Origin of the sequence: Azospirillum sp. BE72 (assembly GCF_031455875.1) — a bacterium.
Classification (GTDB): Bacteria; Pseudomonadota; Alphaproteobacteria; order Azospirillales; family Azospirillaceae; genus Azospirillum.
This window is the reverse complement of the sequence record NZ_JAVDTO010000025.1, coordinates 41,200-54,295: the sequence shown is the minus strand read 5'-3', so window position 1 is coordinate 54,295 and position 13,096 is coordinate 41,200. Positions and strand designations below refer to the sequence as shown.

The following is a 13,096-nucleotide window of genomic DNA, read 5'->3' as shown; positions in this document are numbered from 1 at the left end:
TGCCGAAGAAGGCCAACCACACCGCCAAGCCTAAGCCTGACCCAATGACATTCCTACTTTGCGCCAACCACTGACACTTCTAACCGGGCGCAACAAACTCCGCCCGCAAGATCGAACTGTCAGTGCGCTGCTGATTGAGGACGCTGCCGCATCGGAAAGATGTGCAGAATTTTCCAAGCCGGCCGTGAACCGACAAGACCGCCGTCGCGGCGATGACCGATGCTGTCGCTTCACCCACCGGAAACAATGGGAAAGCGACAGTCATGTCCGCACCGGCCGCACCCGGCAACTCCCCCCTGCCCTGGCTTCTGCTTCTTCTGTCGGTGACGACGGGGCTGGTCGATGCCATCAGCGTTCTCGGCCTGGGCAAGGTCTTCACCGCCAACATGACCGGCAACGTCGTCTTCCTCGGCTTCGCCGCCGCCGGCACGCCAGGTTTCCTGGTCATGCCCGCGGTGACGGCGCTGGCGTCCTTCCTTGCCGGCGCCCTGATCGCCGGCCGGGTTGGTCGGACGCTGGCCGGACGGCCGATGCGGCACTGGCTGCTGGCCGCGGCCCTGTTCGAGACGTCGCTGTTCTGGATCGCCGCGATCGTCGCCGCCGGTTTCGATGTCGGCACGCAGGCTCCCGCTTCCGGTTTGTATACGATCATCGCCCTGACCGGGTTCGCGATGGGCTTCCGCAACGCCACGGTCCGGCAGTTGAAGGTACCCGACCTGACGACGACGGTCCTGACCCTGACCCTGACCGGGCTGGCGGCCGATTCCAGCCTTGCCGGCGGCGCCAACACCAATGTGGCACGCCGGATGGCCAGCGTCGGCGCGATCTTCCTCGGTGCCGTGATCGGCGCCGTTATGGTGACGCAGAGCGGGCTGGTGCTTCCCCTGGTCGTCGTCGGCGTGCTGGTGCTGGCGGGGACCGCGGTCTGCGCGCTCCATCCGGTCGCGGCCGCGCCGGCCGCAGCCTGACGCCGGAGATCGGACCGATGAAGGCAGGCCGGCTGGAGGCATTCACCGACGGGGTGGTGGCGATCGTCATCACCATCATGGTGCTGGAGTTGAAGGTGCCGGCGGACGGCAGCCTCGCCGCCCTGGCGGAGCGCATCCCCATCCTGCTGGCCTATGTGCTGTCCTTCGTCAATGTCGGGCTCTACTGGAACAACCATCACCATCTGTTGCAGGCGACCGCGCGCATCGACGGGCGGGTGCTGTGGGCGAACCTGTTCCTGCTGTTCTGGCTGTCGCTGGTGCCCTTCGTCATCCGTTGGCTCGATGAAAGCGCCTTCTCGCCGGTGGCGACCGCAGCCTATGGCGTCGTCCTCGGCATGGCGGCGGTCGGCTACAACCTGACCGAACGGGCGATCATCGCCTGCGGCGGCCGGAATTCGGCGGTGGCGCGGGCCGTCGGTTCCGACCTGAAGGGCAAGATCAGCATGGCGTTCTACGCCATGGCCATTCCCCTTGCCTTCGTCCTGCAGTCTCTGTCCATCCTGCTCTACGTGTCGGTGATCCTACTGTGGCTGGTGCCGGACCGGCGGATCGAGCGCGCCCTGGAGGAGTGAAGGGATGATCATCGCATTTCGAAAAGCTCCTGGTGGAAGCGCTGCTCCACCGGCAGTCCCTGGGCCGCGAAATCCTGCCGCAGCGCCTGCCCGAAGCCTGCCGGGCCGCAAAACCAGATGCCGGCGTTGCGCCAGTCCGGCACCGCCGCGCGAATGCGCTCGCCGGTCAGGCGACCGTCGCGGCCATCGACCAGGACGTGCAGGCACACGCCCGCAGCAGCCGCGTCGGCCGTGAGCTTGGCGATGGCCTCTTCGTCATAGTCGCGCGTGGTGTGGAAAAAGTGGATGGTTTGCCGCGGTTGCCCGGGGTTCCTCGCCAGGTACTTCATGCGGGCGATGAAGGGCGTCACACCGATGCCGCCGCCCACCCAGATCTGGTGAGGGCAGTCGTCATCGAAGGTGAAGCAGCCGTATGGTCCCTCGACCGTCACCGCTTGGCCGATCCGCAGCCTTTCCCGCAGGCGCCGCGTGTGGTCGCCCAACTCCTTGATCACGAAGGTGATGCGGTGCTCGGCCTCGTTCCAGGCCGAGGCGATGGTGTAGGGGTGCGCGCCCTCCGCCGCATCGGACATGGCGAAGGCGAATTGGCCCGCCTTGTGTCCCGGCCATCCCTGCGGCACGTCGATCTCGGCCTCGATCACGCGCAAACCCGGATAGTGGTGGAGCGCGCCGATGGTCCCCGAAACCCGCCGGTCGGCACCGATGCGGCCCAGCAGAGACATGACCGCGGCCCATGTGCCGCCGGCAAGCAGCACCCCCAGGACCCAGCCGATGGGCGCGGTCCAGTAAGCGAAGTCGGTGAGCACGACGGTGTGGAACACCAGCACCAGATAGGTGATCGCCATCAACCGGTGCATCTTGAAGAACAGTCGGTATGGGAGGCTCTTGATCAGCGCAAGCGCGATCAGCACCAGCGCGGCATAGAACGCCCATTCGCCGATTGCTTCCGCCGTGCCGCGAAGCTCCATCAGCGACTGAGCGACAGGGTTCTCCAACGGGGCACGCGGGCCACGCCGCGGCCGGTCCAGCCAGCCCCAGCCCACCGCCCATTTCGTTCCCTGCGCCCAAAGCCAGTGGGCGATTGCGAAGACGAGAGCGCCGATGCCCAGCCATTTGTGCAGGCGGTACATCTTGTCGAGGCCGCCGAACCACCTCTCGGGCCAGCGGGGGCGCAGCGCCAGGATCATGGCGACGCTCATGCACCCGATGGCAATCACGCCGCTATACTGGACCATACTGGAGCGGAATGGGAAATAGCCGGTCCACTGGAATACGGAGGTGTCCGCGGCAAGCCACAGCACGGTCAACAGCGCCAGCAGGCCCCAGAAGGCAAGCTTGATCTTCTGCATGGCGATCTTCCTCCTGCTGCGCCGCCAGGCAAGCGGCAGTGCATAAATGATTTTTCTAATGATGGCGGCCGGCAAGCCGAATCAGCGAAATGCAGCCATTCGCGCCCGGAACAAATTCGGATCCCGTACAGTGCGATGGCGAAACCGGTCACCCGCCCTTTCCTAAATACATCCGAAGTCGGAAATATTTCACTTCACAACCGGCCGCTTGCCGCCTATGATCGCTCTTCCCTGCGCGATTCCGTTCCGGCTGCCGATATGGCCGGCGCCGCGTCCTCCGTCCGGTTCGGGCGATTTCATCCGTCGTGTTTTGCAAGGCTCTTCCATGTCTCCCGTTCTTCGGCCGCGCAAGGCCGCGATCGCATTCATTCTGGTCACCGCAGCGCTCGACATCGTCGCGATGGGCATCGTCATTCCGGTGCTGCCGGCGCTGATCGAGGAGTTCGTTGGGGCCAATGCGCAGGCCGGCACCATCAACGGTGCACTGGTGGCGTTGTGGGCGCTGATGCAGTTCTTCTGCTCTCCCGTGATCGGTTCGCTGTCGGACCGTTTCGGGCGGCGGCCGGTGATCCTGCTGTCGGCCCTGGGACTGGCGGTGGATTATGTGCTGATCGCGGTGGCGCCGAACCTGTGGTGGCTGGTGGTCGGCCGGGCGATCGCCGGCATCACCTCCTCCAGCTTCACCACCGTGTTCGCCTATATGGCCGACGTGACGCCGCCGGAGCAGCGGGCGCGGGCCTATGGCCTGATCGGTGCCGCGTTCAGCGCCGGCTTCATCGCCGGCCCCCTCCTCGGCGGATTGCTGGGAGAGCTGTCGCCGCGCGCCCCCTTCTGGGCGGCCGGTGCGCTCAGCGGGTTGGCTTTCCTCTATGGCCTGGTTGTTCTGCCGGAATCGCTTGCGGCGGAAAACCGGATGGCGTTTTCCTGGCGCCGGGCCAATCCGTTCGGCGCACTGCGCCTGCTGCGGTCCCACTCCGAGCTGTCGGGGTTGGCCCTGGTCAATTTCATGCTGCATTTCTCCCACAATGTCTTCCCCGCGGTCTTCGTGCTCTATGCCGCGCATCGGTACGGCTGGAGCGCCTGGGACGTCGGGCTTCTGCTGGCGGTGGTCGGCGCGCTGGACATGGTCATGCAGGGGCTGATCGTGTCGCGCATGGTGAAGTGGCTGGGCGACCGTGGCACGATGGTGGTTGGCCTGTTCGGCGGGGCCGGCGGGCTGGCCTGCATGGGGCTGGCGTCGGACGGCGGCTGGTTCGCGCTGGCCATCCTGCCGAACGCGCTGTGGGGGCTGGCGATGCCGACCATCCAGTCGCTGATGACGCAGCGGGTCTCCCCCTCCGAACAGGGCCAGCTGCAGGGCGCCAACATGAGCGTGGCGAGCGTTGCCGGCATCCTGTCGCCGGTCTTCTTCGGTGCGGTCTATTCCGCTTCCGTCGGGGCCGAGCCGCTGTTCCCCCATCCGGGCGCGGCCTTCGTCATCGCGGCGCTGGTGCTGCTGGTGGGGGCGGTGATCGGCTGGGTGGTGGCGCGGCGCAACGGCCGGGCGGAAGAGGCGGGCAGCGCTGCGGCCTGACCGGCGCACCTTCCCCACCCCCTTGCCCACGGGCAACCCTTGCACCGGCTGTGGGGCGTCCCACATAGCTGCCGGCAATCCCGCAGAATGTCCCATTGCTCCGCTGCGTTATCAGCGGTGGGAATTTGCGGGCCGACAGGGTAAGACTGTCGGCTTCCATCCTTATCGACAGCTGAGACCCGGAGAACGCGATGCTCGCGGCCCCCAACCTGTTCACCCACCGCCCGGACCGGAGCGTGCGCCCCAAGGCTGCGCCCTTCCTGCCGATGTCGCGTGCGGAAATGGACCGGCTGGGCTGGGACCAGTGCGACGTCATCGTCGTCACCGGCGACGCCTATGTCGACCATCCCAGCTTCGGCATGGCGATCATCGGCCGACTGCTGGAATCGCAGGGCCTGCGCGTCGGCATCATCGCCCAGCCGGACTGGAGCAGTGCGGAGCCGTTCAAGATCCTGGGCAAGCCGCGGCTTTTCTGGGGCGTGACCGGCGGCAACATGGATTCGATGGTCAACCACTACACGGCCGACCGTCGCCTGCGCCACAACGACAGCTACACCCCGAACGACGAGGGCGGCAAGCGGCCGGACCGCGCCGTCATCGTCTATTCCCAGCGCTGCCGCGAAGCCTTCAAGGACGTTCCCATCGTGCTGGGCGGCATCGAGGCGTCGTTGCGCCGCATCGCCCAGTACGACCATTGGAGCGAGAAGATCCGCCGCTCCGTCCTGGTCGATTCGAAGGCGGACATGCTGGTCTACGGCAACGCCGAACGTGCGATCATCGAAATCGCCCAGCGTGCGCTGAAGGGGGAATCGCCCAAGGCGATGACCGACATCCGCGGCACCGCCATCATGCGGTCTGCCCTGCCGGAAGGCTGGACGGTCGTCGACAGCAGCTCCATCGACGATCCCTCGGCGCCGGTGTCGCCGCGCGCCGCCGGCGCCGACCGCATGGCGGTGCGCCTGCCCAGCTTCGAGCAGGTGACGGCCGACAAGGTGCTCTACGCCCATGCCAGCCGCGTGCTGCACCAGGAGAGCAATCCCGGCAATGCCCGCGCGCTGGTCCAGCGCCACGGCGACCGCGACGTCTGGCTGAACCCGCCGCCGATCCCGCTGGAAACCAACGAGATGGACGGCGTCTACGACCTGCCCTACGCCCGGGCGCCCCACCCGTCCTATGGCGACGCGCGCATTCCGGCCTGGGAGATGATCCGCTTCTCCGTCAACATCATGCGGGGATGCTTCGGCGGCTGTTCCTTCTGCTCGATCACCGAGCATGAGGGGCGCATCATCCAAAGCCGGTCGGAAGGCTCCATCCTTCGCGAGATCGAGCATATCCGCGACAAGACCAAGGGCTTCACCGGCGTCATTTCCGACATGGGCGGGCCGACCGCCAACATGTACCGGCTGGCCTGCAAGGACAAGGAGACGGAATCCGTCTGCCGCCGTCCGTCCTGCGTCTTTCCGGACATCTGCAAGAACCTGAACACCGACCATTCCTCGCTGGTGCAGCTCTACCGCAAGGCCCGCGCGGTGCCGGGGGTGAAGAAGATCCACATCGCGTCCGGCCTGCGCTACGACCTCGCCGTCCGCAATCCGGAATATGTGAAGGAGCTGGTGACCCACCATGTCGGCGGCTACCTGAAGATCGCGCCGGAACACACCGAGCCGGGTCCGCTGGCGAAGATGATGAAGCCCGGCATGGGCGCCTATGACGAGTTCAAGCGGATGTTCGACAAGGCGGCGAAGGAGGCGGGGAAGAAGCTCTACCTGATCCCCTACTTCATCGCCGCCCACCCCGGCACCACGGACGAGGACATGATGAACCTCGCGCTGTGGCTGAAGCGGAACGGCTTCAAGGCGGATCAGGTGCAGACCTTCCTGCCCTCGCCGATGTCGCTGGCGACGGCGATGTACCACAGCGAGCGCAATCCGTTGCGCCCGGTGCGACGCGTCGGGTCGGAGATGGTGTCGTCGGCAAAGGGCTTGAAGCAGCGCCGCCTGCACAAGGCCTTCCTGCGCTACCACGATCCGGAGAACTGGCCGATCCTGCGCGAGGCGCTGAAGCGCATGGGCCGCGAGGATCTGATCGGACCGGGCGAGGAGCATCTGATCCCCGCTTGGCAGCCGGTCGGCGCCACCGCCAAGCCGCGGGAGAAGGGACCCAAGGGTAAGGCCTTCCTGACCCAGCAGGCCGGCCCGGGGCGCCGTGTGGTGCCGCCGGTGAGCAAGGCGCCGGGGGCGAAACCGGCCGGGAGCAAACCAGTTGCCCCGAATCCGACCGGTATGAAGCCGCGCCAGACGAACCTGAAGGGACGTTGATCCGCAGGTGGCGCATCCACCAAAGGGGTAGTGGCGCCTGCGAAGCAACTTTGTTATACCGTTTCGTCTTTTCATTTCCTGTCGAACGGGAGGCTGCATGCGTACCAAGTGCCTGCTGAACACTCCCGCGCCGGCCAGCCGCATCCTTTCGGACCGCCACTCCTAGGTCCGACACAAGGCGGCATCAGCGCGGGCTGTCGCAAGCCCCGCACCGCTCCAATTCCGCTCTTTCCCGAACGGCGTCGCCGACCCCAGTCCCAGCTTGGCAAAGTGCCAGCTCGGGGTCTGCGGCCTGCCCGCCGTGGAGCCGGCGTTTTACCGCCGGCCCTGCCCCGGTTGGATTCCCATGGCTCTGTCGAAACGCACCCCGCGCCCGAACGCCATCCGCAGCGTCCTGGCCTTTACCTTCCGTCACTGGCGCCGCCAGACCCCGCTGGCCCTCGGCATCGCCGGGGCTATCGCCCTGTCGACGCTCGCCGACGTCTTCATGCCGCTGTTCGCCGGCCGGCTGGTCGACGCGCTGACCCTGCTGCCGGGCGACCGCGACGCGGCCCTGCACGAGGCGCTGACCGCCTTCGGCGCCATGGTGGCGCTGGGCGTCGGCATGGTGGTGATGCGCCACATCGCCTGGAGTGGCGTCATCCCCTTCACTCTGCGCATCATGGCCGATGTCGGGCAGGACAGTTTTCACCGCATCCAGCGCTTCTCCACCGACTGGCACGCCAACAGCTTCGCCGGATCGGTTGTCCGCAAGATCACCCGCGGCATGTGGGCGCTCGACACGCTGGACGACACGCTGCTGCTGGCGCTGTGGCCGTCGCTGGTCGTGCTGATCGGCACGATGGTGACGCTGGGGCTGCATTGGCCGGCGATGGGGCTGGTGATCGCGCTCGGCACCGTCGTCTACATCGCGATGACAGTGCTGTTCTCCACCCTCTACATCGCGCCGGCTGCCCGGCTGTCCAACGCTTGGGACACCAAGCTGGGCGGAACGCTGGCCGACGCCGTCGGCTGCAACGCCGTGGTCAAGGCCTTCGGCGCCGAGCCGCGCGAGGATGACCGGCTGGCCGGTGTCGTCGACAAATGGAGCCGCCGCACCCATCGCACCTGGACCCGCCACACCCGCCACAGCACCGTGCAATTGGTGGTTCTGCTCTTGATCCGCAGCAGCGTGGTGGCGACCGCGCTGTGGCTGTGGTGGCGCGGGCAGGCGACGCCGGGCGACGTGGCCTATGTGCTGACCACCTATTTCGTCGTCCATGGCTATCTGCGCGACATCGGCATGCACATCAACCACCTCCAGCGCTCCGTCAACGAGATGGAGGAGCTGGTGGCGATCCATGCCGAACCGCTGGGTGTGGAGGACCGGCCCGGTGCCGCCCCGATCAGCATTCAGGCTGGCGAGGTGCGCTTCGACCACGTCACTTTCCGCTATGGCGGCCACACCACGCCGCTCTACCGCGACCTGTCCGTGACCATCAAGGCGGGGGAGCGGGTCGGGCTGGTCGGGCCGTCGGGGTCGGGCAAGACCACCTTCGTCAAGCTGATCCAGCGGCTGTACGATGTGACCGACGGACGTGTGTTGATCGATGGACAGGATGTGGCGGGGGCGACGCAGCATTCGCTGCGCTCGCAGATCGCCATCGTCCCGCAGGAGCCGATCCTTTTCCACCGCACCCTGGCGGAGAACATCGCCTATGGCCGCCCCGGCGCGTCGATGGCGGAGATCGAGCGGGCGGCCAAGCTCGCCAACGCCCATGACTTCATCGCCCGCCTGCCCAAGGGTTATGCCACGCTGGTGGGCGAGCGCGGCGTCAAGCTGTCGGGCGGCGAGCGTCAGCGGGTGGCGCTGGCCCGCGCCTTCCTGGCCGATGCGCCGATCCTGATCCTGGACGAGGCGACCTCCAGCCTCGATTCGGAATCGGAGGCGCTGATCCAGGAGGCGATCGAACGTCTGATGCAGGGCCGCACCGCCATCATCATCGCCCACCGCCTGTCCACGGTGCGCACGCTGGACCGCATCCTGGTCTTCAACCAGGGCCGGGTTGTGGAGGAAGGCAGCCATGCCGCCCTGCTCCACCGCGCGGGCGGGCTCTACCGCCGCCTGTTCGAACAGCAGTCGGCGCCGGAGCCGGTGCGGCGCATCGGGGGCTGAGACAGCCCCCGCCCCCTCAAACGAACAGTTCCATCGTCTGCGGCACGTTGCGCGGCGTCTCTCCCGCCAGGACGGCGCGGGCGACGTCGACGGCGGCGAGGAGACCGCTTTCGGTGAAGGGCTTGGGCAGGCAGCCGATGCCGGTGAGCGGGCCGTCCTTCTTCAGTTCGTCGCGGAACGACGTGATGAACAGGCACGGTACGCCGAGCGCGTTCAGGCCGCGCGCGGCGTCTATGCCGTTGGTGCCTAAGCCCAGATGCACGTCGACCAGCGCCAGGTCCGGCTTGTCGGCCTCGGCCATCTCCACCGCCTCGTTCGCCGTCACGGCAGGGCCGATGACGCTGTGGCCGACCGATTCAAGGTAGAGCTGCTGTTCCAGCGCGATCAGCACCTCGTCCTCCACCAGCAGGATCTTCATCCGTCGATCTCCTCGGCGGAGGAGGCTTCCAGCAGCGGCACCGCATCGGGCACCGGGAGCTCGATCCGGAAGGTGGTGCCCTGCGGGGTGGTGTCGATGTCCACGCTGGCCCGGATCTGGCCGGCGAGGCTGGAAATCAGGCGCATGCCCAGGCTGCGGCTCTTGCGGATGTCGAAGTTGGACGGCAGCCCCGGACCGCGGTCCGACACGGTCAGGGACAGGTCGCCGCCCTCGCGCCGGAAGGTCACCGTCACCCGTGCCGGTCCGCCTCCGCGGTGTTTCACCGCGTTGGTGATCAGCTCGTTCGCGATCAGTCCCAGCGGTGCGGCGTGGTCGATCGGCAGATCGATGACCTCGGACCGCACGACGATGTTGCACATGCTCTCGCCGCCCGATGCACGGGCGAGGTCGTCGCACAACTCGTTCAGGTAGGTGCCGAACTCGATGGTCTGGAACTGGTCGGCCTGATAAAGGCGGTTGTGGACGCGCGCGATCGCCTCGATGCGGCTGCGGGCATCCTGGAAATGCACCCGCACCCCCTCGTCCGGCAGGCTCAGGGTCTGCAGGGTAAGAAGGCTGGATACCAGCTGCAGGCTGTTCTTGACGCGGTGGTTGACCTCGCGCAGCAGGGTCGATTTCTGGCCGACCAGCTTGCGCAGCGCCGCCTCCATCGACTTGATCTCCGTCACGTCGATGTGCATCAGCACCGTGCCCCCGAAGGGGCCGGCCGGCATGGGGGCGGCAAGGCAGCGGAACCAGTGCTGGTTGGCGGTGACATATTCCGCCGACACCGGCGGCCCTCCGTCGCTCAGCAGCCTGCGCAAGCCCTCCATCACGTCGTCCGCCCGCGGGTCGGCGGTCTGGCCCTTGCCGCAATGGTGGAGGTAATCGTCGCCGACGATGCAGCCCTGGCCGAGGAAGGTCGTCTCCGGTCCAGCTTCCGCCCAGGCGCGGTTGACCGAGACGATGTGGCCGGACCGGTCGAGCACCGCGATGAAGGCGGGCAGCGCATCCAGCGTCGCCTTGGTCTGTTCGGCCAACTGCCGCATGGCGAGCGCGCTGGCGCGCAGTTCCTCGCGGGTGCGGCGGCGTTCGGTGATGTCGCGCAGGATGCCGGTGATGAAGCTGCGCCCTTCCGATTCCCAGCGCGCCATCGACAGTTCCAAGTCGATGTGACTGCCGTCGCGGCGACGTCCGGAAAGCTCCACTGGCTGGGTGACGGCGTCGAGGCTGCCGGAACTGCCCGGTCCGCTGTGCTCGGCCATGGCGAGCCAGTCCGGTGCGTCGTCGCCCAGCAGCACCGTCACGCTCTGCCCGATCAGCTCCTCCGAGCGGTAGTCGAACTGGCGGGTTGCGGCGCCGTTCATCCACTGCACCATGCCGCGGGTGTCGGTGGTGACGATGGCGTCGGGAGCGGTGTCGACGATGGCGCGGTAGCGGGCGTCGCGCTGCTCGCGCAGGACGCGCTCGCGGTTTACCGAAGCGGTGACGTCGGTCACCTGGATCAGGCAGCGCGCCTCTGCTCCGGCCACCCCTCCGGTCGTCTGGGCGTGGACCGGCAGCGGACGGATCACCACATTGTGGACCATCCGCCGCCCGTCCGGCAGGCGCAGCGGGAACAACATCGGATTCAGCGTGTGCGACAGCACGCCGGGCGCCCCGGTCGCCAGCGTGTCGCGCACCGCAATGTGCAGGCGCGATTCGCGCAGGTTCGGCAGCGCATCGAACAGGTCATGCCCAAGAATCTCCCGGGCGGTAAGGGTGGAGGCCTGCTCCATCCAGCCGTTCCAGTACAGGACCCGGCAATGGCGGTCGAGAAGCAGGATACCTGCATCCAGCGCCCCCAGGACATCCAGGGCCCACATCGGTTGTTCAGGCAATCTGGGGACCATGCGGCGTTCCGGCGGATGTGGGATCTTCTGAGGCGATGCCTTCGATGAAGGCGTGGATCAACAGCTGCAGCGACTCCAGCGAGGAGACCCCCATCAGCAAGGCGATGTAGCCGCGGATGCTGCGGCTGCGGATCGTGAAATCGATGTAGAGGAACAGCACCAGCTCGTCGGCGTCCCCCGCCTTGTCCTTCAGGATGTTGGCGCCGTCGCCGCGCAGCACCGCCGGCAGCGAGATGGTCAGCCGGTCCTTCAGCGCGTTGGCGACCACGACAAGGCAGCCGTTCAGGATGATGTTGCCGATCTCAGCCAGGGCGTCCTGTTCCAGATCGACGATTTCCGCCAGGGTCAGGTCGCCGCCCAGCACCGCGCGGGCCAATTCCAGGCTGTTGGCCTCCGGGAAGATCAGCATGGCGCGCCCGTCGAAGGAGCCGTGGAACTGCTGCTCCACCGCCACCAGGCCGCTGCGCTCGCGCGCGCTCAGGAAATCGGACGCTTCCTGCCGGCTGACGATGTCCACGGTCGGCACGGACAGCAGAACCTGGTCGTTGACCATGCGGCTGAGATGGGTGGCGGCACGGCCGACCCCCATATTCACCAACTCGGTCAGCGCATCGCGCTCCAGGTCGGTCAGTTCCACCATCTCTCGGCGCCTGTTCATTCTTGGTCTCGGCTTCACAACCGGCGCCGCCCGGCGGTCGCACCCCGAATGTGGCCTATCGACCGGAAAAAGGGCACCCCCGTCAATGTCATATGTTAAGCCGGCGACGCCATAGCCGATATAGCCGCCCCTCTTCCCACAATGGTCAGCCTAACGATCCCCCAACTCATGCGCCAAGTTCGGAACGTTCGGCAACATTGCGGCACCCTAACGCAATATTGCTTTAGAGACGCAATGAAGTGGCTTGGCCACTGTTCGGGGTGACGACAGGATCCTCGGATGGCGCCTCCCCCAGGGGACTTGTCCTCCGGTGGATGGCGACTCCACATCATGCTTGGCGTCCGCGCGGTGGACGCCGCGCGAGGAGATGGCGCAAGGAGATGGCGATGACTCCTGAGGAACGCACACTTCTGTCCGACCTGTTCCGCCGCCTGCGCGAGGTGGAAACACAGCCGCGCGACGGCGAAGCGGAGGACTTCATTCGCCGATCGGTCCAGGACCAGCCGCTGTCCGCCTATTACATGGCGCAGACCGTCCTGGTTCAGCAGCAGGTGCTGACCGCAGCGCAGACCCGGATCGAGGAACTTGAACGGCAACTGCGCGACCGCCCGGCCCAGCCGGCGCCGTCCGGCGGCAGCTTCCTGTCGAACGCGCTCGGCATCGGCCGCAGCCCGTGGAGCCGGGGTGCGGAGCCGCCCTCCGCCCCTGCTCCGCAGCAGCCTCAGCCGCCTGCCGGCCGCAGCCCGTGGGGTGGCGAACCCGGCGCGGCCTACCCGCAGCAACCCTATGCGCCGCCTCCTTTCCCGCAAGCCGGCATGGCGCCCGGAATGGCCCCTGGACTCGCGCCGCGCGGCGGCGGCTTCTTCGCCGGGGCGGCACAGACGGCGGCGGGCGTGGCCGGCGGCATGCTGGCGGCGAGCGCCATCTCCTCCCTCCTGCACCATTCCCCCGGCCCCTTCGGCGAGGCGGCGGCGCAGACCCCGGTCAACGAAACGATCAACGAGACGGTGATCAGCAACAACTACGGCGACGGTCAGGGGCCGCAGGCCGACGCGGTGCAGGATGCCTCCTACAATCCCGATCCCCCGCCGGCAGACGACGCGTCGTTCGACGATGCGCCCGTCGATGACGGCGGCAGCGGCGACGGCGGCGATTCCTGGATCTGACCGTAG

Annotated in this window: 10 protein-coding genes; 6 read left to right on the top strand and 4 right to left on the bottom strand. The window is 67.2% G+C overall.

The window, feature by feature from the left end:
* Positions 1–263: 263 nt before the first annotated feature.
* Positions 264–968, top strand: a complete 705-nt coding sequence (locus J2Y49_RS30570; protein ID WP_310119421.1) for a YoaK family protein — start codon at positions 264–266, stop codon at positions 966–968.
* 17 nt (positions 969–985) lie between these two features.
* Complete coding sequence (locus J2Y49_RS30565) at positions 986–1,561, top strand: TMEM175 family protein (protein WP_310119420.1); 576 nt, start codon at positions 986–988, stop codon at positions 1,559–1,561.
* Positions 1,562–1,569: 8 nt separating this feature from the next.
* Here J2Y49_RS30565 and J2Y49_RS30560 read toward each other — a convergent pair whose 3' ends face one another.
* Complete coding sequence (locus J2Y49_RS30560) at positions 1,570–2,985, bottom strand: ferric reductase-like transmembrane domain-containing protein (RefSeq protein WP_310119419.1); 1,416 nt, start codon at positions 2,983–2,985, stop codon at positions 1,570–1,572.
* A 250-nt stretch (positions 2,986–3,235) separates the two neighbouring features.
* Here J2Y49_RS30560 and J2Y49_RS30555 point away from each other — a divergent pair, with 250 nt between their 5' ends.
* The 3 genes from J2Y49_RS30555 (at position 3,236) to J2Y49_RS30545 (ending at position 8,956) form a co-directional block, all read left to right on the top strand.
* Positions 3,236–4,483, top strand: a complete 1,248-nt coding sequence (locus tag J2Y49_RS30555) for a TCR/Tet family MFS transporter (RefSeq protein WP_310119418.1) — start codon at positions 3,236–3,238, stop codon at positions 4,481–4,483.
* Between the two features lie 191 nt (positions 4,484–4,674).
* Positions 4,675–6,801, top strand: a complete 2,127-nt coding sequence (locus J2Y49_RS30550; RefSeq protein WP_310119417.1) for a YgiQ family radical SAM protein — start codon at positions 4,675–4,677, stop codon at positions 6,799–6,801.
* A gap of 346 nt (positions 6,802–7,147) precedes the next feature.
* Entirely contained in the window at positions 7,148–8,956 is a 1,809-nt protein-coding gene (locus J2Y49_RS30545) for an ABC transporter ATP-binding protein (RefSeq protein ID WP_310119415.1), read from the top strand.
* Positions 8,957–8,972: 16 nt separating this feature from the next.
* On the opposite strand, the gene J2Y49_RS30540 is transcribed toward J2Y49_RS30545, so the two are convergent.
* From J2Y49_RS30540 to J2Y49_RS30530, 3 genes are read right to left on the bottom strand one after another with little or no spacing between them, the layout of a single operon-like run.
* A complete protein-coding gene (locus tag J2Y49_RS30540; protein WP_310119413.1) occupies positions 8,973–9,374 on the bottom strand; it encodes a response regulator in 402 nt (133 codons plus the stop codon).
* Positions 9,371–11,239: a PAS domain S-box protein gene (locus tag J2Y49_RS30535; RefSeq protein ID WP_310119411.1), complete on the bottom strand. Its 1,869-nt coding sequence runs from the start codon at positions 11,237–11,239 to the stop codon at positions 9,371–9,373. The genes J2Y49_RS30540 and J2Y49_RS30535 overlap by 4 nt, the downstream gene beginning before the upstream one ends.
* Positions 11,240–11,246: 7 nt before the next feature.
* Complete coding sequence (locus tag J2Y49_RS30530) at positions 11,247–11,924, bottom strand: chemotaxis protein CheX (protein WP_310119409.1); 678 nt, start codon at positions 11,922–11,924, stop codon at positions 11,247–11,249.
* 386 nt (positions 11,925–12,310) lie between these two features.
* Between J2Y49_RS30530 and J2Y49_RS30525 the strand changes: the two genes are divergently transcribed.
* The gene (locus J2Y49_RS30525) at positions 12,311–13,090 is read left to right on the top strand and encodes a DUF2076 domain-containing protein (protein ID WP_310119408.1); all 780 of its coding nucleotides are present in this window, start codon (positions 12,311–12,313) and stop codon (positions 13,088–13,090) included.
* Positions 13,091–13,096: the final 6 nt, after the last annotated feature.

What these genes read in the sequence shown, in the direction of transcription:
- J2Y49_RS30545 (WP_310119415.1), top strand. Translation starts at nt 7,148, where the DNA reads ATGGCTCTGTCGAAACGCACCCCGCGCCCGAACGCCATCCGCAGCGTC.
- J2Y49_RS30525 (WP_310119408.1), top strand. Translation starts at nt 12,311, where the DNA reads ATGACTCCTGAGGAACGCACACTTCTGTCCGACCTGTTCCGCCGCCTG.
- J2Y49_RS30570 (WP_310119421.1), top strand. Translation starts at nt 264, where the DNA reads ATGTCCGCACCGGCCGCACCCGGCAACTCCCCCCTGCCCTGGCTTCTG.
- J2Y49_RS30530 (WP_310119409.1), bottom strand. Translation starts at nt 11,924, where the DNA reads ATGAACAGGCGCCGAGAGATGGTGGAACTGACCGACCTGGAGCGCGAT.
- J2Y49_RS30535 (WP_310119411.1), bottom strand. Translation starts at nt 11,239, where the DNA reads ATGTGGGCCCTGGATGTCCTGGGGGCGCTGGATGCAGGTATCCTGCTT.
- J2Y49_RS30550 (WP_310119417.1), top strand. Translation starts at nt 4,675, where the DNA reads ATGCTCGCGGCCCCCAACCTGTTCACCCACCGCCCGGACCGGAGCGTG.
- J2Y49_RS30555 (WP_310119418.1), top strand. Translation starts at nt 3,236, where the DNA reads ATGTCTCCCGTTCTTCGGCCGCGCAAGGCCGCGATCGCATTCATTCTG.
- J2Y49_RS30540 (WP_310119413.1), bottom strand. Translation starts at nt 9,374, where the DNA reads ATGAAGATCCTGCTGGTGGAGGACGAGGTGCTGATCGCGCTGGAACAG.
- J2Y49_RS30565 (WP_310119420.1), top strand. Translation starts at nt 986, where the DNA reads ATGAAGGCAGGCCGGCTGGAGGCATTCACCGACGGGGTGGTGGCGATC.